This is a genomic window from Nonomuraea soli, from assembly GCF_013761175.1.
Lineage (GTDB): Bacteria > Actinomycetota > Actinomycetes > Streptosporangiales > Streptosporangiaceae > Nonomuraea > Nonomuraea soli.
In genome coordinates, this window is sequence record NZ_JACDUR010000001.1 from 792,380 (window position 1) to 812,117 (window position 19,738).

A 19,738-nucleotide genomic window follows, 5' to 3' on the forward strand; every position below is an offset into this window, starting at 1 on the left:
TTTTATCTCTCGCTATCGAGGGCCTGTTAGTTGTGAACGTGGAGCGGCTTGCCCGCGAGAGCCAGCATGGCCTCGCCGACAGCCTCCGACTGGGTCGGATGGGCGTGGATCAGCTGGGCGACCTCCGAAGGGAGCGCCTCCCAGTTGTAGATCAGCTGCCCCTCGGTGACGAGCTCGCCGATGCGGCGCCCCACCATGTGGACACCGACGACCGGTCCGTCCTTCTGCGCGATGACCTTGACCGCGCCAGCCGTACCGAGAATCTGGCTCTTGGGGTTGCCGGCCAGGTCGTAGACCTGCTCGACGATCTCCAGGCCGCGCTCGCGCGCCTGGGCCGAGGTGAGGCCCACCGAGGCCACCTCGGGGTCGGAGTAGGTGATGCGAGGCACCCCCGCGTAGTCGATCGGCGCCGGATCGAGCCCCGCGATGTGCTCGGCGACCAGGATGCCCTCCGCGAAACCGGCGTGCGCCAGCTGCAGGGTCGGGATCAGGTCGCCGATGGCGTAGACGCCGGGCACCGATGTCCGGCAGCGGTCGTCGACCACGACGGAGCCGCGCTCGACCGTGACGCCCTGCTCCTCGAAGCCCAGCCCCGCGCTCACCGAGCCGCGGCCGACCGCCACCAGGAGCTGGTCGGCCTCGAACGTCTTGCCGTTGGCGAGCGTCACCACGACGCCGGTGTCGGTGGTCTTGACGCCCTCGAAGAAGACGCCCAGCTCGAACTTGATGCCACGGCGGCGGAAGGCCCGCTCCAGCAGCTTGGAGCTCGACTCCTCCTCGGTCGGCAGCAGGTGCGGCAGCGCCTCGACGATGGTCACCTCGGCGCCGAAGGAGCGGTAGACGCTGGCCAGCTCGACGCCGATCACGCCGCCGCCCAGCACGATCACCGAGGCCGGGAGGCGGTCCATGGTCAGGACGTGCTCGCTGGTGATCACCCTCGAACCGTCGATCTCCAGACCGGGCAGCGACTTCGGCGCCGAACCCGTGGCCAGCACGACGTTGGCGCCCTCGACGATCTCGCCGTTGACCTGGATCTGCCGCGGGCCGACCATCCGGCCCTCGCCCTCGATGACGGTGACGCCGGCGGACTTGAGCAGGCCCTGCACGCCCTTCCAGGCGCGGGTGATGATCTTGTCCTTGAAGGCGTGAACGCCCGGCAGGTCGATGCCCTCGAAACGGGCCTTGACGCCGTACGCCTCGCTCTCGCGCGTCTCGTCGGCCACCTCGGCCGAGTGCAGCAGCGCCTTGGTGGGGATGCACCCGCGGTGGAGGCAGGTGCCGCCGATCTTGTCCCTCTCGATCAGCGCGACGGACTTGCCCAGCTCGGCAGCTCGCAGAGCGCAGGCATAGCCGCCACTTCCGCCACCCAGGACGACGATGTCATAGGCCACAGGATTGCTCATGACATCATCTTTTCACTTGGCAAGGCCGGATGCGTGCCGCTCGGCCAGTCCGATGAGGGTGCGCACGAAGGCGCCGGTGCCGCCCTTGGGGGTGTAGCCGTGGGGCTCGCCCCGGTTGAAGGCGGGTCCTGCCATGTCGATGTGCGCCCACTTGACGCCGTCGGGCACGAACTCCTTGAGGAAGATGCCCGCGGCCAGCATGCTGCCCCAGCGCTCCGGCTGCAGGTTGGCGATGTCGGCGGTGGGGGAGTCGAGACCCTTGCGCAGCTCCTCGGGCAGCGGCATGCCCCAGGCGCCCTCGCCCTGCTGGCCGGCGACCTCGACGACCAGCTCGCGGGTGGCGTCGTCGTTGGACATGACGCCTGCCGTACGCCAGCCGAGCGCGACGATCTGCGCGCCGGTCAGGGTCGCGACGTCGACGATCAGGTCGGGCTCGTCCTCCAGCGCGCGGGCGATGCCGTCCATGAGCACCAGGCGGCCCTCGGCGTCGGTGTCGAGCACCTCGACGGTCTTGCCGCTGTAGCTGTGGAGCACGTCGCTGGGGCGCTGTGCCGTACCGGAGGGCATGTTCTCGGCCAGGCAGAGGTAGCCGACGGCGTTGACCTTCAGGCCCAGCCTGGCGATGCCGACCAGGGCGCCGAAGACCGCGCCCGCGCCGCCCATGTCGGACTTCATCCAGTCCATACCGGCGCTCGGCTTGATCGACAGGCCGCCCGAGTCGAAGGTGATGCCCTTGCCGACGTAGGCGACGGTCTTGTCGGCCTCGGGGTGGGTGTAGGACAGGCGCACCAGCCGCGGCGGGCGGGCGGAGCCCTGGCCGACGCCGAGGATGCCGCCGTAGCCGCCCTCCTTGAGCTGCTTCTCGTCGAGCACCTCGACCTTCAGTCCCGCCTGGCCGCCGGTCTCCTCGGCGATCTCGGCGAACCGGCCGGGCCACAGGTCGGACGGCGGCGTGTTGACCAGGTCACGCACCAGGTTGACCGCGTCGGCCAGCGTCCTGGCCCGCTCGGTGTCGCCGTCGGTGAGCACGTCGAGCGCCTCGACGCTCTCGTGCTTGTCGGCGCGGTAGCGGTTGAAGGTGTAGGCGCCCAGCAGCGCGCCGAGCGCGACCGCCTCGGCCTGCTCGGGGCTGCCCGCGGGCAGCGCGAGCGCCGCGCGCTTCGTGCCGGCCAGCGAGCGTACGGCGGCGCCGGCCGCGCGGCGCAGGCCCTCGGAGTCGGCCGACTCGCCCAGGCCGACGGCGACCAGGACCGGTGCGGTGATGGAGCCGAAGGTCGGCACCTTGGCGACTTCGCCGGCCTTGCCCTTGAAGCCGAGAGACTTCAGTGTCTGGGCGAGCTTGCCGCCGAAAGCCTGCTCCAAGCCCTCGACGCCCGTCGTGGGGGCGTCGGAACCCGGGTGGAACCCGACGATGAGTGCGTCGGTGTCGTACGAGACAGGGTCTGCTGAGTTCAGCCGCACAGTGGTCACGTAAACCGATGCTATCCAGGGTTTGTCCCTATGCATAACACAGGGTCATCCCATCAATATGAAGCTACCGGGGGTGGCACCATCCGGCTGATGGTGCTAGTTTCATTGGCATCATGCTGCTGACGCTGAACCTGAACGACCCGCGGCCACTCCACGAGCAGGTGGCCTCGGCGATCCGCCATGCGATCGCCGAGGGCTCCTACTCGGCCGGAGACCGGCTGCCACCCGCCCGCGACCTGGCCGACGCCCTCGGCATCAACGCCAACACCGTCCTGCGGGCGCTGCGCGAGCTGCGCGACGAGGGCGTGCTGGAGTTCCGGCGCGGGCGCGGGGTCAGCGTCGCCAGCGTGGTCGAGGGCCGGCTCGCCATCCTCACCAAGGCGCGCGAGCTGCTCGAAGAGGCCCGACGCTACGGCTACAGCCGTGATGACCTGATCGAGATCGTGAAGGAGTTGCCATGACCTCCCGCAACCGTGCCCTTCTGGCCGGCGCCGCCTGGGGCGTGCTCGTCACCGCCGCCGTCGTCGCCGTCTCCTTCGCCTTCCGTGATCGATTGCCCTCACCGCTGGCCACCCACTGGGGCTCGGGCTTCGAACCCGACGGCAACTCCGGCTTCACCGCCATCCTGCTGTCGGTGCTGGGCATGTGGGCGCTGTTCTGGGTCGTCCTGATGGGCATCGCGGCCGACGGCCGCGCCTTCGCCCGGCGGCTGTCACGCGCCTACTGGTGGGGCGCGCTGATCTGGAGCGGCTCCTTCGTCGCCCTGATGCACGCGTCGACCATCCTGGCCAACCTCGACGCCCCCGCCTGGACCGACGCCCACCTGTCCGGGTGGAGCGTCGCCGCCGTCGTCGCCGTCCCGTTCGCCCTCGGCGCACTCGCCGGCTTCCTCGGTCGCGGCGAGCCCGACCAGCCCACCCCCGCCGGCGAGGCCCCGCCCCAGCTCCGCCTGCGCGCCGGCCAGCGCTCCGCCTGGGTCAGCCGGGTGACCAACGCGTGGCTCTACCCGCTCTCCGTCGTCCCCCTCGCGGTCGCCGTCGTCGCCGCCGTGCTCTGGCTGACCGGCGTCCTGCCGCCCGGCGTCACGGCCACCGTGGTGCCGCTCATGTTCGTCGCCGCGGCCGCCGGGATCGCCACCTGCGCCGTCACCGTCCGCGTCAGTGACGACGGCGTCGCGATCGGCTTCGGGCCCTTCGGGTGGCCGGTGCGGAGGATCCGGCTCTCCAAGATCGAGTCCGCTTGGGCGGAGGAGCGTTTCCCCAGCCAGGTCGGCGGCTGGGGCTTCCGCGGGGTGCCGGGGATGGCGGCGATCATGATCAGGGGAGGGGAGTGCCTGGTGCTGCGGTACCACTCCGGGGGGCAGCTGGTGATCAGCATCGACGATGCGACGCGGGGGGCCTCGCTGCTCAACGCACTCATTCAGGAGCGAGTGTCATGACCACCCATCCCGAACCCGCCGCCCCCGCACCCCGCCCGGTGCCCGCCCCTGCTCCTACCTCTGCCTCCGGCCCTACCTCTGCCTCCGGCCCTGCCCCTGATTCTGCGCAGGGCCCCGGGCCTGCCCCTGCCCCTGCTTCTGCTCAGGGCCCCGGTCCCGCCTCTGCCTCCGCCTTCGCACCCGCCTCCGCACCCGGCGAGGCGGGGGCACGCCCGGCCTCCACGTCAAGCGAGGCTGGGGCTCGCCCCACGCCCTTGCCCAGTGAGGCCGAAGCTCGTTCCGCCTCCGCACCCGCCTCCGCCTCTACCCCCGCCTCCGCCTCTACCCCCGCCTCCGCCTCTACCCCCGCCTCCGCCTCTACCCCCGCCTCCGCCTCCGCGCCGACGCTCACACCCGGCGAGACCGGGGCTCTCCCGGCGTCCATGCCCGCCAAGGCCGCAACCCGTAGCCCCAAGCCCTTGCCCGGTGAGGCCGACCCTCGCCCCACGCCCTCACCCGGTGAGATGGCCGAAGCTCGCCCCACGCCCTCGCCCCGCGTGGCCGAAGCCCTCCCTACGCCCTCGCCCAGCGAGGCCCGAACTCGCCACTCCACCCCCACACCCAAGCGCGACCTCGTCGTCTTCCTCGCGGTGTCCTTCGGCCTGTCATGGCTCGTCGCCCTGCCCCTGTGGCTGGGCGACGGGCTGGAGTCCACCCAGTTCCTCCTCTGGGGCTCCCTCCTGATGCTCACCCCCACAGTCGGCGTCCTCGCCGTCTGGCTCACCCGCCGAACCCCGTTCCGCCGCTTCGCCAACGAGACAGGCCTCACCCTCGGCCCCGCGCGAGGCCGTACCGCACGCCTGATCCTGGCCGCCTGGCTGGGCATCCCGGCCATCATCCTCACTTCGATCGCACTCAGCCTGCTGCTCGGCTGGCTCCAGCCCAACCTGTCCGGCCTGGCCGCCACCCTGCGCTCAGCCGGCCTCCCCGTCCCCGCCGACCTCGCACCGGCCTTCATCGCCCAGGTGGTGGGCGCCACGCTGATCGGGCCGTTGGTCAACGCCGTCCAGAGCTTCGGCGAGGAGTGGGGCTGGCGCGGCTGGCTGCTACCCCGCCTCGTCGAGGAGCGCGGCGTGTGGTTCGGCGTGCTCGTCTCCGGCGTGATCTGGGGCGCCTGGCACGCACCCCTGACCTTGCTCGGCTACAACTACCCCGACCTGGGCGCCTGGGCCGCACTCATGTTCGTGGGAGCCACGGTGCTGATCGGCGCCCTGTTCGGGTGGTTGCGGCTGCGCTCGGGAAGCGTCTGGCCTGCTGTGGTGGCGCACGGGTCGCTCAATGCGGTGGGGCCTGTGGTGCTGGCGTTCGGCGGCTCTCCCAACGCCGCTCTCGTCGGCGTCGCGGGGGTGGCCGGGTGGGTGGTCCTGGCGGTGGTGACGGCGGTGCTGTTCCGCGCGTTCCCGGTGCGGCGGGCGGAGGTGGCCGGCGCCTGAGGCTGCGGTGGCATGAGGCACACGGCGGGGGCATTCAAGGGTGCCGTGAAGTCTGCCCGCGCGATCGTGGCGCGTTTGAGACGGGCCCCGCGTGATGCTGGCCCCTCGCGCGGGGGGATGTGTGCAGGGCCTGTGGTGTGCTGGCCCGCGTGATGCCGGGTCCGCATGGCGTCGGCTTGCATGGCGTCGACCTGGGTGGCGCTGGTCCGTGTGGTGCTGGCCTGCGTGGCGTCGGCCCGTGTGGTGCCGGCTCGCGTGGCGTCGGTCTGTTTGGCCGTGGGCGTGTGGCGTCGGTCCGCGGCCAAAGACATTAAGGGGCGTCGTGATGCCGAGCGGCCGCGGCAGAGCGTGCGAGGCTCGTGCGGCCATCACACGAGCGCGGCGAAGACGACCAGGGCCGCCGTGGTAGCGGTCTCGACGAGAGCGCCGAGCACGTCGCCCGTGACGCCGCCGAGCCGCCGCCTGGTGTGACGGAGCAGCAGCAGCGCCACCGCCAGCCCGCCCAGGGCGGCCAGCGTAGGCGTGAGGGTGACGAGCCAGCCCTGCTCGACGAGCGAGCCCTCCGCGAGCCCGCTCTGTTCGATGACCGCGTCGTTTGCTGCGAGCCGGGTTTGTTCGGCAGGCGAGCTCGCGGCAACCGGCAAGCTTTGCTCGGCGATGCGAGCTGCGCCTGTCGCCGGCACGATCCACTGCGTGCCCACGCCCACGAGCGGCACGGCACCGACCACGACCAGGGTGACGACGAGCACCCAGCTCCGCCGTACGGTGCCGGCCACCATGGCGCCGAGGCCGTCGGGGCGGGCGCTCGGGACGGTGGTGCGGCAGGCCCAGGTGAGGGCCAGGCGTCCGGAGACGGCGGCTGTCACCAGAGCGACGGGAGCCAGGCCGGGGCCGAGGCTGGAGAGGGCGGCGGCCTGGGTGAGGAGGAGGAAGATCAGTGACATTACGCCGAAGGGGCCGATGTCGGATTTCTTCATGATCTGCAACGCCTGGTCGGCGGGTTTGCCGCTGCCGAGGCCGTCCGCCAGGTCGGCGAGGCCGTCGAGGTGGAGGCCTCGGGTGAGGAGGGCGAGCAGGCCGAGGCTGAGCGCCGCCCCGAGCAGGTCGGGCCGCCACCACAGGGGGGTGGCGGCGATGAGGCCGAGGAGGAGGCCGGCCGCTGGGGCGAGTGTCATCGCCCGGCCCGCCACGTCGCGGTTCACGACGGTCACGTGGATCGGGAAGATGCTCAGCGTGCCGACTGCGAATCGGGCACCCGCACTCCAGGACATGACCGTTGATCCTAGGCGGGTCCGTGTTCGCCCTGGTCGGGTGCCTTGGCGACGGGCCGGTGGGGGTGAGTAGGTGACCCTGGTGGTGGGACGGGTCGGGGAGCCGTGGTGGCGGGCGAGCTTGGCGGGTGGACGGGGCAACCGGCCGGTGCCGGTAGGAGGGGCGAGGTTGGTGGGCCGGTGGAGATCGGCGTGCCCGGCCGCGGAGCCGGTGAGGCGAGTGAGACCGGGTGAGGCGAGTGAGAGCGGGTGAGGCGGGTGAGGCTAGTGAGGCGAGTGAGGGCGGGGGAGTTCGGTGGCGGGCCCAGGTGAGTGGGCGAGCTTGGCCCGTGGGTCGGTTGCGGGCGCCGGTGAGGCGTGGCGCGTTAGAAGAGCTCGTCGATCAGCCGGTAATACGCGAGCCTCGCCGTATCCGGCGCGTGCAGGCCGTACGCCGTGAAGAACTCCCCGACCGCCCCTTCCCCGAAGTCCTCGCGCAGGTCGCGGACGGCCAGTGCGAGGTCGCGGTAGCGGTCGCCTGTGCCCACGCGCCCGAGGTCGATGAGCATCCCGCCGTTCAGCACGTTCGACGGTGTGAAGTCCCCGTGCGTGACCACGAGGTCCTCGTCGCGGGGCCGCTCGGCGTGGAGCCGGTCGAGGACCTGGCGGGCGGTGAGGCCGAGGTTGTCCTCGTCGAAGTCCTCGACGTCGACGAGGCCTTCGATGACCTGCCGCCGCGCCCGGGTGAGTTGTACGTCGAGGCGTTCGTCGAAGGGGCACGTGGCGACGGGTAGCGCGTGGAGAGCTTTCAGCACCGACCCCATGACCGCGCCGATCCCGGGTGGTGGGGAGGTGGCGAGGCTGGGTGCGCCGGCGTCGGCGAGGACGAGCACGTCGTCCTCGAAGGCGGCGACCTCGGGTACGGCGATGCCGTGCGCGCCGAGCCAGGTGAGCCGCTCGTGCTCGCGGCGGGCGTGGGGGCCGCGTTTGACGTAGTACGCGTCGTTGACGAAGGCCACGGTGCCGCTGAGCCCCTCGTGGGCGTCCGACCAGGAGGGGGAGGGGCCCAGCAGGGCGGCCACGGAGGGCGGGAGGGGGAGGACGAAGGCGGGGTCGTCGAGGGCGGCCAGCGCGGCGCGGGTGCCGGCCGCGAGCGACGGGTCGCCTGGAGCGGCTTTGCGCACGGTCAGGTCGCTTGGGGCGGCTTTGCGCACGGTCAGGTCGTCTTGGGCGGCTTCGCGCAGGGCCAGCGCTTCGGTCAGCAGGTCGCGGGCCTCGTCGAGCCGGCCCTGTTCGCCCAGCGCCTTGCCGAGGTGCTGCAGCGCGAACGAGACATACACGGGAGCGGCCGTGCGGGCATGGGAGAGGGCGCGGCGGTAGAGGGTCTCGGCTGTGGCGGTGTCGCCCGCGTAGCGGTACACGTCGGCGAGGTTGATCGTCACGGCGACCACGCGCGCCGGGGTGTCGGCCAGTTCCATCGCCTGGTCCAGCAGGTCGAGTGCCTGGTCGTGGGAGCCCAGCGCGAGGTGGCCGATCGCGGCGGCCCGCAGGTCGGCGAAACCGGAGGGCGGTGTGGGGGAGAGTGCGACGAGAGCGGCTAGGGCGTCACGATCGCCCGGGATCATCCGCTGCCGAGCGTCATACGTGATCAGTTGATTTATCTGCTCATGTAGCACGTTTACGCACGTTATCGTGAGCTGCGTGTATGCGCTTGAGCTGACCGGGGTCACCGTCAACGTCGTAGGCAGGACTCTCCTGGCGGGAGTCGACTGGCAGGTGGGGTACGGCGAGCACTGGGTGGTGCTCGGCCCGAACGGAGCGGGCAAGACCACGATGCTCTCGCTCGCCGCCGCCGTACGGCACCCGAGCGAGGGTACGGTCACCGTCCTCGGACATCGCCTCGGCCGGGTCGACATGCGTGAGCTGCGCCGCCACCTCGGCCTGGTCAGCGCCAGCCAGCACCTGATCGACGAGGAGCTCCTGGAGGAGGAGGGCGCGACCGCGCACACGGTCGTGCTGACCGGGCACACCGGCACGAGCGCGCCGTTGTGGGACAGGTACGGCCCCGCCGAGCGCGAGCGTGCCACCCGCATGCTGGCTGACCTGGGCTGCAAGGAGCTGGGGGAGCGGCCGTTCCGTGTCTGCTCGCAGGGGGAACGGGCGCGGATCAGGGTCGCCCGTGCGCTGATGCCCGAGCCGTCCGTGATTTTCCTGGATGAGCCGTTCGCCGGGCTGGACCTGCCGGCCAGGGAAGATCTGATCGAGGCCGTGGAGGAGTTGGCGGGCAACCGGCCGATGCTCACCACCGTGACGGTGACGCACCATCTGGAGGAGATCCCCGCGACGACCACACACGCGTTGCTGATGAAGGACGGCAGGGTTCTGGCGCAGGGCGAGGTCGAGCAGGTGCTGACCGGGGAGCTGCTGTCGGAGTGCTTCGGCCGTCCGCTGCGGGTGGAGCGCGACGGGGGGCGCTGGTACGGCAGGCGGGGCTGACCAGGGGCGGAGGATAATTTCATATAAAACCAGTAGGAAATGTTGACTTAGCCTCATGCCCTCCTTACCGTTGAGGGCATGACGTGCTGTTGCCGCTCCTGAGGCGGCCCTTTTCGGCCCCTTCGCGCCACTCATCCGTTTCACGTTGAAGGGTTAGCCATGTCCCCCCGTTCACTCAGGTACGTTCTGCCTGCCCTCCTGCTGGCCCTGAGCTCCGCCTGCGGCTCCGGCTCCGAGACCGCGGCCGCTCAGCTCAAGCCCACCGACCCCCTGCCGACGACGGTCCCGCAGGGTACCGTCCTGAGAGTGGGCGACCCGTCCACCAAGGTGGCGCTGACGTTGTCGGGCCAGATCGACTCGTTCTCCTTCAAGATCGAGTGGGCCAACCTCAGCGGAGGCCCGCAGACCTCCGAGGCCTTCCGCGCCAAGGCGCTCGACGTGGGCGCGGTCGCCGAGATCCCGCCCATCCACGCCGCCTGGACCGGCCTGCCGACCAAGATCGTCGCATCCCGCTACCGCAAGGACGCGCTCAACCACCCGACCTACGTCCTGGGCGTCGCGCCCGGCACCGCCGTCACCACCCTGCAGGAGCTGCGCGGCAAGAAGATCGCCTTCAGCCCCGGCCAGGCCCAGGGCGCCCTGATCCTCAAGGTGCTCAAGAAGGCGGGACTGACCAAGGACGACGTCACCCTGATCGAGCTGCCGAGCACCGGCGACGTCTACGCCAAGGCGCTGGCCTCCAAGCAGGTCGAGGTGGCGCCGATCGGCGGCGTGCAGATCAAGCGCTACCTCGCCCAGTTCGGCAAGGACGGCGCGACCACGGTCAACCACGGCCTGCGCGACGATCCCGGCCACCTCTACGTGCCGACCGAGGTGCTGCAGGACCCGGCCAAGGCCGCCGCGGTCAAGGAGTACGTGGCCGCCTGGGCGCGCGCCGTCAAGTGGGTCCACGAGCACCCGAAGGAGTGGATCGACGGCTACTACGTCAAGGACCAGGGCCTGACCCCCGAGGACGGGCAGTACCTGGTCGACGCGGCAGGGGAGCCCGAGCTGCCCGCCGACTGGAGCGAGGCGATCACCCGGCACCAGGAGACCGTCGACCTGCTCGCCGCGGAACTGGGCAACAAGCCGCTGAAGGCGGCCGACCTGTACGACCTGCGGTATCAGACCGTGGGAGCCGACGCGATCAAGGCAGGTGCCTGATGACGACCGTCCACGCCCCCGCGACAGAAACGGCAGGTGCCTGATGGCGACGCCCCAGGAGTCCGCGACCGGAACGGCAGGTGCCTGATGACGACGCTCCAGGAGTCCGCGGCCGCCGCGGCGAGTGCGCTCTCGCCTGCCGGACCGCCCCTGCCCGCCCCCGTACGGCGCGCCAGGCGCGGCACGCTGCGGCCCGGCGCCCCGATCAAGTTCGGCTTCCTCATCGGCCCCGGCCTCATCCTGGCCGCCTGGGTGATCGGATCCGCCGCCGGGCTGATCGACCCCAGGTTCCTGTCCGCCCCCTGGCAGGTCGTGGCCACCACCGTCGAGCTGATCGAGAGCGGGCGCCTGCAGCAGAACCTGCTCGCCTCGGTGCAGCGCGTCGCCCTGGGCCTGGGCTTCGGCGTGCCGATCGGTGTCGCCCTGGCCGTCGTCAGCGGCCTGAGCCGGGTGGGCGAGGCCCTGATCGACGGCCCGATCCAGCTCAAGCGCTCGATCCCGTCACTGGCGCTGCTGCCGCTGCTGATCCTGTGGCTCGGCATCGGCGAGGGCATGAAGGTCACCATCATCGCCCTCGGCGTGATGATCCCGATCTACATCCACACCCACAACGGCCTGCGCAGCATCGACAGCCGCTACATCGAGCTGGCCGAGACGGTGTCGCTGAGCAAGGTGCAGTTCATCCGCACGGTGGTGCTCCCGGGAGCGCTGCCCGGCTTCCTGCTGGGCATGCGGTTCGCGGTGACGATCTCGTGGCTGTTCCTGGTGGTCGCCGAACTGATCAACTCGACCGCCGGCATCGGCTACATGATGGACCTGGCCAGGACCTACGGCCAGACCGACATCATCCTGGTGGGCCTGGTGCTGTACGGCCTGCTGGGACTGTTCTCCGACGCCGCCGTGCGGCTCGTCGAAAGGAAGGCCCTGTCGTGGCGCAAGACGCTGGCGGACTGATCACGCAGGCGCCTGCCGTATCGTCGCAGGCTCCTCAACTTCGTATACGGATCAGGAACCTGACCAGGACGTACGGCGAGCGCGCGGTCCTGGACGACCTCGACCTCGACATCCGGCCGGGCGAGTTCGTCGCCCTGCTGGGGCACAGCGGCTCGGGCAAGAGCACGCTGCTGCGCGCGCTGGCCGGGCTCGACTACGACGTGAGCGGCCACGGGGAGCTGGACGTGCCGGCCCAGGTGTCGGTCGTCTTCCAGGACGCCCGCCTGCTGCCGTGGCAGAAGGTCCTCGACAACGTCGTCCTGGGCCTGCCCGGCGCGGAGGACAGGGGCAGGCGGGCCCTGGAGGAAGTGGGGCTCAAGGGGCGGGAGAACGCCTGGCCCAACGAGCTGTCCGGTGGCGAGCAGCAGCGTGTCGCGCTGGCCAGGTCGCTGGTCAGGGAGCCGGAGCTGCTGCTGGCCGACGAGCCGTTCGGCGCGCTCGACGCGCTGACCAGGCTCAAGATGCACGCCCTGCTGAAGAAGTTGTGCCTCGCGCACAACCCGGCGGTGCTGCTGGTCACGCACGACGTGGACGAGGCGATCGCGCTGGCCGACCGGGTGCTCGTGCTCGACAACGGCCGCATCGCCGCCGAGCGGCGCAGCGACGAGCAGGGCATCAGGGACGACCTGCTCCGGGCGCTGGGGGTGACGGCGGCCTGACCGCCTCCGGGGACGGGCCCACAACGGCGTGGCCCCTCCCCGGGCTCCACCGGTCGCGGCTCACAGCCGCGTGACACGTCCCGCCACGACCAGGCAGACCTCCTCGGACTCCGCCGCCAGGCGCTGGTTCACGCGTCCCAGCGCGTCGCGGAAACGGCGTCCGCTGGTCGTGGCGGGCACCACGCCCATACCGACCTCGTCGGAGACGGCCACGACCGGCGCCGGCGCCTGCCGCCAGGCCTCGACGAGGTCGTCGCAGCGGGACTCGAACCCGCCGGGGTCGAGCCACTGCACGGTCGACACCCACGTGCCGATCCCGTCGATCAGCAGCGGTGTCTCGGCCCCGGCGATGACCTCGGCCAGGTCGGTGCTCTCGACCGTGCGCCAGTGGGCGGGCCTGCGCTCGCGGTGGGCGGCCACCCTGGCCGCCCACTCAGGGTCGTCGTCGCCGGACGGGCCGGTCGCGACATAGGTGACGTACGGCTCGGCGGCCAGCCTCAGCTCGGCCTCGGCCGACTTGCCCGACCGTGACCCGCCCAGGACGAGGGTGCGCCGGGGCATCGGCCGCGCGGCCGAGGGGGCGCGGGTGTCGAGGACGAATCCGTCAGGTACGGCACGCGCACCCCACAGGGCCAGGCGGCGCTCCAGCTCGTCGAGGGAGCGCACCCGGTGGTCCAGGCCGACGGCCACCACGTGGACGGAGCCGTCGAGCCCGGCCCGCCGCAACTCCGCCAGGCGCTCGGGCAACGTCGCCACGTCGAGCAGCACCACATCGGGGGGCAGCTCGGCGGGGACCGTCGCCAGCGGCGCCCGGTGGTGTTGCGGCGGCGCCAGACAGGACCTGCACGCGCAACCGGGCGCCGCCCAGCCGCCGGGGGCCGCCGTACCGAGGAAAACGATCTCCACGGGGCCCAGTCTCCCAGCGCGGGCCGAGGGACGGGCAAGCGGGGCGCCCGGCGACGCGGCGCCCCGGAGCACGCCCCGGCGTGGTGACCTGGAGCGCCCCTGCGTGGTGGGCCGGTGTGGTGGGCTGGCGTAGTGCCCCCGTGGCCCCCGGCGTGATGCCCCGCGTGGCCCCCCGCGCCCCCGGGCGTGGCGCTCCGGCGTGGCCCCCCGGAGCGGTGGGCCGGCGTGGTGGGCCGGCGTGGTGGGCTGGCGTGGTGGGCTGGCGTGGTGCCTCGCGTGCCCCCGCATGGCCCCCGCATGGCCCCCGCATGGCCCCCGCATGGCCCCCGCATGGCCCCCGCGTGGCCCCCGGCGTGGCCCCCCGGCATGGTGGCCCGGCACGGTGGGCCGAGAGGGGGTGGGCCGAGAGGTAAGGGGCGGCCGGGGGTGGGTGGTGTGCGGCGGTGCCGGGTCAGCGGTGAGCCGGGCCGGGGGTGGGTGGTGTCCGGCGGTGCCGGGTCAGTGGCGGGCGGGGGTGCGGCGGCGGGTCGCGAGGAGTGCGCCCCCCGCCACCAGCACCACCGCGCCCGCCCCGCCGAGGATCCAGCCCCACGGCACCCCGTCCGACGCGGCGGCGGCGGTGTTCTGCTCGCCCGCGCCCGCCGGGGCGGCCAGGTCGGTGCCCTGGGCGCGAGCCGGGTACCCGTTGACCGCGACCACCTGCTGCGACCCGTCCACTCGCGCCTTGGCGGCGCCGGCCAGCAGCTGCAGGGCGGTGGCGTCGGCGGAGCCCGTGGCGCAGGTCAGCACGCCCTGGGTGGGCGGCTGATCACCGGGGTGGGCGTCGACCTCGGCGTCGCCGAAGTCGACGGCGATCACGACGCGCTTGCTGCCCGCGGGCGCGGCGGCCTGCTTGCCGCAGACGGTGGCGAAGTCGGGCACCTCGCCGCCGGGCGGTTCGGTGTCGGTCCCGGCGGAGAAGCGCCAGCCGATCACCGAGCCCTCGGGGGGCGACTCGGCGGAGGAGGCGGACAACCAGGCCGTGCCGTCGCTCTGCCAGAAACTCCAGCTCCGCGGAGCGTTGGGGTCGGCCAGAGCGGGGGAGGACAGGGTCAGTGCGGTGACGAGTGAGGTTGCGACGGCGGAAAAGGTGGCGACACGAAATGCGCGCAGCATCGATCGGCCTCCATGCTCGGGAGTAGGGTGCAGCCTGAATGATGGTCCGCGCGAACCGGTGTGAAAGAGGAGCGTAATTCATGACATGGCGGTGGCGTTATGAAAACGCCAATGGTGGTGAGGTAACGGATCGCCCTCTGCCCAGAGAGGTCTTTCCGAGCCAGGCGGATGCGGAATCCTGGCTCGGCGAGAACTGGCGTGAGCTGCTGGAATCCGGAGTAGAACAGGTCGCGCTCCTCGAGGACGACAGAATTGAATACGCCGGTATGTCATTGCGCCCCGAGTGAATGAGAAAACCCCTTGAGTCGAATGTGACTCAAGGGGTTTTCGCATTCACCGGTTACGGACGGGTCGCCGGGCTGACGGTCTTGGCCGGGTCGCGCTCCACGATCGGGTCGAGGATCGCGTCGATCTTCTTCAGGACCTCGGAGTCGAGCTTGACGCCGGAGGCCTTGACGTTGTCGCGGACCTGCTCGGGGCGGGTCGCGCCGACGATCGCCGAGGCCACGTTCGGGTTCTGCAGCACCCACGCCACCGCCAGCTGCGCCATCGTCAGGCCCAGGTCGGCGGCGATCGGCTTGAGCTCCTGCACGCGGGTGAGGACCTCGTCGGTGAGCATGCGGTTGATGAAGCCGCCACCCGCCTCGGAGGTGGCGCGCGAACCCTCGGGCGGCGCCTGGCCGGGAAGGTACTTGCCGGTCAGCACACCCTGCGCGATGGGCGACCAGACGATCTGGCTGACGCCCTCCTTCTCGCTCAGCGGCACGACCTCGGACTCGATGACCCGCCAGAGCATGGAGTACTGCGGCTGGTTGGAGACGATGCGGTCGAAGCCCATCTCGTCGGCGATCTTCAGCGCGGCGGCGATCTGCTCGGCGTTCCACTCGCTCACGCCGACGTACAGGACCTTGCCCTGGCGGACCAGGTCGTCGAAGGTCTTGAGGGTCTCCTCGAGCGGCGTGAAGCGGTCGAAGCGGTGGGCCTGGTACAGGTCGACGTAGTCGGTCTGCAGGCGGCGCAGCGAGCCGTTGATCGACTCGGTGATGTGCTTGCGCGACAGCCCGCGGTCGTTCTTGCCGGGGCCCGTCGGCCAGTAGACCTTGGTGAAGATCTCCAGGCCTTCGCGGCGCTGGCCCTTCAGGGCCCGGCCCAGGACCTCTTCGGCCTTCGTGCCCGCGTAGACGTCGGCTGTGTCGAAGGTGGTGATGCCCTCCTCCAGCGCCGCCTGAACGCAGGCCTTGGCGGCGTCCTCCTCTACCTGGGAGCCGTGGGTGATCCAGTTGCCGTAGCTGATCTCGCTGACGAGCAGGCCGCTACGGCCGAGGTGACGAAATTCCATACATCCGACCTTAGGGGCTTGGGACAACCGCTGCCGCCACGGCCTGGCGATAGGGTCGTCGCCGTGGCGAACATCCTGCGGGCGTTGCTCACCGCCGCCGTCCTGGCCGCGATCGTGGTGCGGCTGCGCCGCCGCGGAAGCCGTACGAAAGCCGAACCTGTGCCGTCGCCCGCGCCAAAGGCCGGGGAGAGCCGGGAGAGCCCGGGGAGTACGGGGAGCCGGTGGGTGCCCGTCTCGGTGGCCGCCGGTGCGCTGGTGATCACGCTGGCTGTGGTGCTCACCCCCTCGGTCTCGCGGGGCGAGCGCGCGGACTCCGTCGCGGGCCCGCACGTCACCCCGGCCGCGAGCGCAGCGCCGGGCTTCCGGGCCACCGGTTGGATGTTCGGCTCCCGGACCACCGGCTCCCAGAACACAGCCTCACCGACCGGCTCCCAGAACACAGCCTCACCGACCGGCTCCCTGGCCACAGCCTCGCCGACCGGCCCCCTGGCCACCGGCTCACCGATCGGCGCCGAGGCCGACCCGGCCGCGGGCCCCACGCCGTCGCCCTCCGTCACGCCGCCGCCCCTCGCCTGCCCGGCGCCGCGTCGGACGGTCACGGTCCGCGCGATCTCACCGCAAGTACGGCAGGCGGTCGCGCGCCAGTGGCGGCGTATCGAACGCTGGATGGCGGCCAACGCCCCGCGCTCCCTCGCCGAGCTGGGAGGCCGGGGCCGGGTCGGCACGGTGGCCGTCGCCGAGGCCCGTATGGGCGTCGACCTGCCCGACGACCTCAGGGCCTCGCTGCTGCGCCACGACGGAGGGCTGATCCTGCCGCCGATGCAGGTCGGCCCCGCTTACGGCACGCGGCAGATCCTGCGCTCCTGGCGGGAGCACTGCGCGGGAGGCGGCGGCGTGCTGGTGAGGGCGGACGACGGAAGCTGGGCGGTGCGCCCTGTCATCCCGGTCGCGTCGTTCGCCTGGCTCGACCCGGTCACCGGCGCGGTGGACTACACCCTCCCCCAGAGTTCCTCGTCGTTCCCCGTCCGCCTGGGCGCTTCGTGGGCGCACGCGCTGCGTGCCGTCGCCGTTGCCCTGGAAGGAGACCTTCCTGTGAACGGTTTCCGTCCTCGCGTGGTCGACGGGCGCCTGCGCTGGGAGACGGCGAACTGAAACGCGCCGAGGTGCGCGGGCCGAGCGCCCGCGCACCTCGTCTCAGGCACCGCGATGAAGAAACCCCCAGGAAAGGGCAAAAACTCAGCGCTTGGGCTGAACGGGCTTGCCGCCGGGCGCGAACTGGGGCGGCGGGAAGCGCAGCTTGCGGATCTGGAGCGCCCGCATGGCGGCGTAGAAGCCGATGCCCTTCATCGACTCGCCGGGGAACTTCGCCAGCGCCTCCTTCTTCACCTTCCACGAGACGTAGATCGAGGTGAAGAGCACGCCGACCATCATGATCGGCCAGCCGACCGTGATCACGTAGGTGTAGACGAGCCCCTGGGTCTGCGGGTTGCCCCACGGGATCCAGGTGAGCAGCAGGATGAGCAGCGAGAACGGCAGGAAGTACTGCGAGGGCAGGCGACGCGAGTCGACCCAGTCACGGGCGAACTTGCGGACCGGGCCGCGGTCGCGGGCGGGGAAGTACTTCTCCTCGCCGCGCATCATGCCCTCGCGGGCCCGCGAGCGCTCGGCGGCCTGCTTGGCCCGCAGCTGCCGGTAGGCCTCTTTGCGGTCCTTGGGCGCGCTCACGGGCTGGCGCCGGCGCCCTTCGGCGTCTCGGCGCTTGGGAGTGGGTCGTCCTTTACCCTGGGGCTTAGGATCGTCAGCGGGGACGGGGGAGTCCGCGGTGGTCTGGGAACGGCGTCGCAACACGACGTCAACCCTACCTGGACTGCAACTTAGTGACGCCCCCGTGCGTTATGCGTAGGGTAATCCCAAGGCGGCTTGGGTGACCGACAGCACAACCTAAGAAGGGGATGGCCGACGCGCATGAGCGTGATGAAGAGACTTTCCATGATCTTCAAGTCCAAGGCCAACAAGGCCCTGGACAAGATGGAGGATCCGCGCGAGACGCTGGACTACTCCTACCAGCGACAGCTCGAGCTGCTGCAGAAGGTGCGCCGCGGCGTCGCCGACGTGGCGACCTCGCGCAAGCGCGTGGAGCTTCAGATCAACCAGATCGAGGCGCAGGCCAGGAAGCTGGAGGACCAGGGCCGCAAGGCGCTGTCCGTGGGCCGGGAGGATCTGGCCCGTGAGGCGCTGACCCGCCGTGGCAGCCTGAACACGCAGATCGCCGACCTGCGGGTCCAGCACGACAACCTCCAGGCCGAGGAGGAGAAGCTCACCACGGCCTCGCACCGCCTGCAGGCCAAGGTCGACGCCTTCCGCACCAAGAAGGAGACCATCAAGGCCACCTACACCGCGGCCGAGGCGCAGACCCGCATCAACGAGGCCTTCTCCGGCATCTCCGAGGAGATGGGCGACGTGGGTCTGGCGATCCAGCGCGCCGAGGACAAGACCGCGCAGATGCAGGCCCGCGCGGGCGCCATCGACGAGCTGCTGGCCAGCGGCGTGCTCGACGACTTCAGCGGCAGCCGTGGCGACGACATCCAGCTGGAGCTCGACCGCATGGGCGGGCGCGACGTGGAGCTGGAGCTGGCCAAGATGAAGGCCGAGCTCGGCATGGGCTCGCAGCCGCAGCAGTCGATCGAGCAGGGTCAGGGCGAGCCCCAGGCGCAGCCGACCCAGCAGAACCACACGCAGCAGCAGCCACAGCGCCAGCCGGGGGAGGGCGTATGATCATCAGGATCATGGGCGAGGGGCAGGTGGAGGTCGCACCCGACGACATCGCGGTGCTCAACGACCTCGACAGCGAACTCGAGGCGGCCATCGTCGCCGACAACGAGGACGAGTTCCGTACCAAGCTCCACGCGCTGCTCGACAAGGTCCGCCACGTCGGCAAGTCTCTCCCCGACGAGAGTCTTGAGCCGTCGGAGCTGATCCTCCCTCCCGCCGACGCCTCGATCGAGGAAGTGCGGGAGATGCTGACCGACCAGGGTCTCATCCCCGGTTAGGCCAGCGACCGTGCGTTCGCGGTTCGCCCCCGACGCTCGCCTGATCCGGCGCATGCTGGTGACGCTGGCGCTGCTGTCGGTGCTCTATGTCGCCTTCGCGGCCGCCCTCATCGCCTTAGGCGTGGGGGCGGCCATCGCCACCGGGGTCGTGGTGGCCGTCCTCGTGGTGCTCCATCTGGCCGGTGACCGCATGGTCGTGGCGGCGATGGGGGCGCGCGAGGTCTCCCCGGCCGAGGCTCCCGAGCTGCACGCCATGCTCGACCGCCTGTGCGCCCTCGCCGACCTGCCCAAACCTCGCCTGGCCGTCTCCGAGTCGGCCGAGCCCAACGCCTTCGCCGCCGGGCACACCTCGCGCCGGGCGGTCATCTGCGTGACCAGGGGCCTGCTCGACCGGGTCGACCGGCGCGAGCTCGAAGGGGTCCTGGCCCACGAGCTGAGCCACGTGGCCCACCGCGACGTGGCGCTCGGCACGATCGTGTCGGTCTTCGGCGTGGCCGCCGGGCTGCTGTGGGGCATGGCGATCGGTCTCGGCCTCGGGCCGCGCCGCCGCTTCCTGATCCCGCTCGGCCTGGTCGTGGCCGCGGTCGCCGCCGTCGTCCACGTCGTCAGCCTGCTGCTCACCCGGGCCTTCTCCCGCTATCGCGAGCTGGCCGCCGACCGTGACGGCGCCCTGCTCACCCAGCAGCCCTCCGCCCTCGCCTCCGCGCTGACCAAGATCACCGAGGATCTGTCGGCGCAACCGGCCCACGCGCTGCGCGGCTCCCACGCGCTCAACGGCGCCATGTTCGCCCCCGGCCTGTCGGGCGACCGTGTCAACGCCCTGCTGGCCACCCATCCACCGACCGCGCGCCGCCTGGAACAGCTGCGATGGATCGCCACCGAGCTGGGCACATGAACCTTCCCG

At 71.4% G+C, this 19,738-nt stretch carries 20 protein-coding genes; 12 read left to right on the plus strand and 8 right to left on the minus strand.

Translation table 11 applies throughout. The features are described 5' to 3' along the window. Window positions 1-26: 26 nt before the first annotated feature. Together lpdA and HNR30_RS03800 are read right to left on the minus strand one after the other, a co-directional pair. On the minus strand, window positions 27-1,403 hold the full coding sequence (lpdA, locus tag HNR30_RS03795) for a dihydrolipoyl dehydrogenase (RefSeq protein ID WP_181608220.1): 1,377 nt from the start codon (window positions 1,401-1,403) through the stop codon (window positions 27-29). A gap of 12 nt (window positions 1,404-1,415) precedes the next feature. Next, a complete protein-coding gene (locus tag HNR30_RS03800) occupies window positions 1,416-2,909 on the minus strand; it encodes a leucyl aminopeptidase (RefSeq protein WP_181608221.1) in 1,494 nt (497 codons plus the stop codon). A gap of 77 nt (window positions 2,910-2,986) precedes the next feature. Between HNR30_RS03800 and HNR30_RS03805 the strand changes: the two genes are divergently transcribed. The 3 genes from HNR30_RS03805 to HNR30_RS03815 all read left to right on the plus strand — a co-directional run bounded on the left by HNR30_RS03805 (window position 2,987) and on the right by HNR30_RS03815 (window position 5,783). Continuing rightward, the gene (locus HNR30_RS03805) at window positions 2,987-3,334 is read left to right on the plus strand and encodes a GntR family transcriptional regulator (protein ID WP_181608222.1); all 348 of its coding nucleotides are present in this window, start codon (window positions 2,987-2,989) and stop codon (window positions 3,332-3,334) included. Next, window positions 3,331-4,311 carry an SdpI family protein gene (locus tag HNR30_RS03810; RefSeq protein WP_181608223.1) on the plus strand — a complete coding sequence of 327 codons (981 nt, stop codon included), beginning with the start codon at window positions 3,331-3,333 and terminating at the stop codon, window positions 4,309-4,311. Before HNR30_RS03805 ends, HNR30_RS03810 begins: the two co-directional genes overlap by 4 nt. A 503-nt stretch (window positions 4,312-4,814) precedes the next feature. Next, the gene (locus HNR30_RS03815; RefSeq protein WP_181608224.1) at window positions 4,815-5,783 is read left to right on the plus strand and encodes a CPBP family intramembrane glutamic endopeptidase; all 969 of its coding nucleotides are present in this window, start codon (window positions 4,815-4,817) and stop codon (window positions 5,781-5,783) included. 368 nt (window positions 5,784-6,151) lie between these two features. Here the strand turns inward: HNR30_RS03815 and HNR30_RS03820 are convergent, their stop codons facing one another. Together HNR30_RS03820 and HNR30_RS03825 are read right to left on the minus strand one after the other, a co-directional pair. Then, window positions 6,152-7,054: an adenosylcobinamide-GDP ribazoletransferase gene (locus tag HNR30_RS03820; RefSeq protein WP_181608225.1), complete on the minus strand. Its 903-nt coding sequence runs from the start codon at window positions 7,052-7,054 to the stop codon at window positions 6,152-6,154. 365 nt (window positions 7,055-7,419) lie between these two features. Then, window positions 7,420-8,658, minus strand: a complete 1,239-nt coding sequence (locus HNR30_RS03825; protein ID WP_181608226.1) for a phosphotransferase — start codon at window positions 8,656-8,658, stop codon at window positions 7,420-7,422. 76 nt (window positions 8,659-8,734) lie between these two features. Here HNR30_RS03825 and HNR30_RS03830 point away from each other — a divergent pair, with 76 nt between their 5' ends. The 4 genes from HNR30_RS03830 to HNR30_RS03845 all read left to right on the plus strand — a co-directional run bounded on the left by HNR30_RS03830 (window position 8,735) and on the right by HNR30_RS03845 (window position 12,384). Further along, on the plus strand, window positions 8,735-9,529 hold the full coding sequence (locus tag HNR30_RS03830) for an ABC transporter ATP-binding protein (RefSeq protein WP_181608227.1): 795 nt from the start codon (window positions 8,735-8,737) through the stop codon (window positions 9,527-9,529). A 159-nt stretch (window positions 9,530-9,688) separates the two neighbouring features. Further along, on the plus strand, window positions 9,689-10,732 hold the full coding sequence (locus tag HNR30_RS03835) for an ABC transporter substrate-binding protein (protein ID WP_181608228.1): 1,044 nt from the start codon (window positions 9,689-9,691) through the stop codon (window positions 10,730-10,732). Window positions 10,733-10,819: 87 nt separating this feature from the next. Next, complete coding sequence (locus HNR30_RS03840) at window positions 10,820-11,686, plus strand: ABC transporter permease (protein WP_181608229.1); 867 nt, start codon at window positions 10,820-10,822, stop codon at window positions 11,684-11,686. Next, entirely contained in the window at window positions 11,683-12,384 is a 702-nt protein-coding gene (locus HNR30_RS03845; RefSeq protein ID WP_220133276.1) for an ABC transporter ATP-binding protein, read from the plus strand. The genes HNR30_RS03840 and HNR30_RS03845 overlap by 4 nt, the downstream gene beginning before the upstream one ends. A gap of 60 nt (window positions 12,385-12,444) precedes the next feature. Here the strand turns inward: HNR30_RS03845 and HNR30_RS03850 are convergent, their stop codons facing one another. Further along, window positions 12,445-13,290 carry a bifunctional adenosylcobinamide kinase/adenosylcobinamide-phosphate guanylyltransferase gene (locus tag HNR30_RS03850; RefSeq protein WP_312894211.1) on the minus strand — a complete coding sequence of 282 codons (846 nt, stop codon included), beginning with the start codon at window positions 13,288-13,290 and terminating at the stop codon, window positions 12,445-12,447. Between the two features lie 498 nt (window positions 13,291-13,788). Next, window positions 13,789-14,445 carry an SCO2322 family protein gene (locus tag HNR30_RS03855; RefSeq protein ID WP_181608232.1) on the minus strand — a complete coding sequence of 219 codons (657 nt, stop codon included), beginning with the start codon at window positions 14,443-14,445 and terminating at the stop codon, window positions 13,789-13,791. Between the two features lie 80 nt (window positions 14,446-14,525). Here HNR30_RS03855 and HNR30_RS03860 point away from each other — a divergent pair, with 80 nt between their 5' ends. Then, on the plus strand, window positions 14,526-14,732 hold the full coding sequence (locus HNR30_RS03860) for a hypothetical protein (RefSeq protein ID WP_181608233.1): 207 nt from the start codon (window positions 14,526-14,528) through the stop codon (window positions 14,730-14,732). A 53-nt stretch (window positions 14,733-14,785) separates the two neighbouring features. Here HNR30_RS03860 and HNR30_RS03865 read toward each other — a convergent pair whose 3' ends face one another. Next, window positions 14,786-15,784: an aldo/keto reductase family protein gene (locus HNR30_RS03865; protein WP_181608234.1), complete on the minus strand. Its 999-nt coding sequence runs from the start codon at window positions 15,782-15,784 to the stop codon at window positions 14,786-14,788. Window positions 15,785-15,847: 63 nt separating this feature from the next. On the opposite strand from HNR30_RS03865, the gene HNR30_RS03870 reads away from it, so the two are divergent. Then, complete coding sequence (locus HNR30_RS03870) at window positions 15,848-16,936, plus strand: SMI1/KNR4 family protein (RefSeq protein WP_181608235.1); 1,089 nt, start codon at window positions 15,848-15,850, stop codon at window positions 16,934-16,936. An 84-nt stretch (window positions 16,937-17,020) separates the two neighbouring features. On the opposite strand, the gene HNR30_RS03875 is transcribed toward HNR30_RS03870, so the two are convergent. Continuing rightward, entirely contained in the window at window positions 17,021-17,632 is a 612-nt protein-coding gene (locus HNR30_RS03875; RefSeq protein ID WP_312894212.1) for a DUF3043 domain-containing protein, read from the minus strand. Window positions 17,633-17,749: 117 nt separating this feature from the next. Here HNR30_RS03875 and HNR30_RS03880 point away from each other — a divergent pair, with 117 nt between their 5' ends. Genes HNR30_RS03880 through HNR30_RS03890 form a run of 3 tightly spaced genes read left to right on the plus strand, consistent with a single transcriptional unit; the run spans window position 17,750 to window position 19,729 of the window. Continuing rightward, window positions 17,750-18,559 (plus strand): PspA/IM30 family protein, encoded by an 810-nt coding sequence (locus tag HNR30_RS03880; protein ID WP_220133162.1) that lies wholly within the window; start codon window positions 17,750-17,752, stop codon window positions 18,557-18,559. Continuing rightward, the gene (gene pspAA / locus HNR30_RS03885; RefSeq protein ID WP_181608237.1) at window positions 18,556-18,834 is read left to right on the plus strand and encodes a PspA-associated protein PspAA; all 279 of its coding nucleotides are present in this window, start codon (window positions 18,556-18,558) and stop codon (window positions 18,832-18,834) included. The genes HNR30_RS03880 and pspAA overlap by 4 nt, the downstream gene beginning before the upstream one ends. A 10-nt stretch (window positions 18,835-18,844) precedes the next feature. Beyond that, entirely contained in the window at window positions 18,845-19,729 is an 885-nt protein-coding gene (locus tag HNR30_RS03890) for a M48 family metalloprotease (protein ID WP_312894213.1), read from the plus strand. Window positions 19,730-19,738 lie beyond the last annotated feature (9 nt).

What these genes read in the sequence shown, in the direction of transcription:
- lpdA (WP_181608220.1), bottom strand. Translation starts at nt 1,403, where the DNA reads ATGAGCAATCCTGTGGCCTATGACATCGTCGTCCTGGGTGGCGGAAGT.
- HNR30_RS03800 (WP_181608221.1), bottom strand. Translation starts at nt 2,909, where the DNA reads ATGCATAGGGACAAACCCTGGATAGCATCGGTTTACGTGACCACTGTG.
- HNR30_RS03805 (WP_181608222.1), top strand. Translation starts at nt 2,987, where the DNA reads ATGCTGCTGACGCTGAACCTGAACGACCCGCGGCCACTCCACGAGCAG.
- HNR30_RS03810 (WP_181608223.1), top strand. Translation starts at nt 3,331, where the DNA reads ATGACCTCCCGCAACCGTGCCCTTCTGGCCGGCGCCGCCTGGGGCGTG.
- HNR30_RS03815 (WP_181608224.1), top strand. Translation starts at nt 4,815, where the DNA reads ATGGCCGAAGCTCGCCCCACGCCCTCGCCCCGCGTGGCCGAAGCCCTC.
- HNR30_RS03820 (WP_181608225.1), bottom strand. Translation starts at nt 7,054, where the DNA reads ATGTCCTGGAGTGCGGGTGCCCGATTCGCAGTCGGCACGCTGAGCATC.
- HNR30_RS03825 (WP_181608226.1), bottom strand. Translation starts at nt 8,658, where the DNA reads ATGATCCCGGGCGATCGTGACGCCCTAGCCGCTCTCGTCGCACTCTCC.
- HNR30_RS03835 (WP_181608228.1), top strand. Translation starts at nt 9,689, where the DNA reads ATGTCCCCCCGTTCACTCAGGTACGTTCTGCCTGCCCTCCTGCTGGCC.
- HNR30_RS03840 (WP_181608229.1), top strand. Translation starts at nt 10,820, where the DNA reads ATGACGACGCTCCAGGAGTCCGCGGCCGCCGCGGCGAGTGCGCTCTCG.
- HNR30_RS03855 (WP_181608232.1), bottom strand. Translation starts at nt 14,445, where the DNA reads ATGCTGCGCGCATTTCGTGTCGCCACCTTTTCCGCCGTCGCAACCTCA.
- HNR30_RS03860 (WP_181608233.1), top strand. Translation starts at nt 14,526, where the DNA reads ATGACATGGCGGTGGCGTTATGAAAACGCCAATGGTGGTGAGGTAACG.
- HNR30_RS03865 (WP_181608234.1), bottom strand. Translation starts at nt 15,784, where the DNA reads ATGGAATTTCGTCACCTCGGCCGTAGCGGCCTGCTCGTCAGCGAGATC.
- HNR30_RS03880 (WP_220133162.1), top strand. Translation starts at nt 17,750, where the DNA reads ATGAGCGTGATGAAGAGACTTTCCATGATCTTCAAGTCCAAGGCCAAC.
- pspAA (WP_181608237.1), top strand. Translation starts at nt 18,556, where the DNA reads ATGATCATCAGGATCATGGGCGAGGGGCAGGTGGAGGTCGCACCCGAC.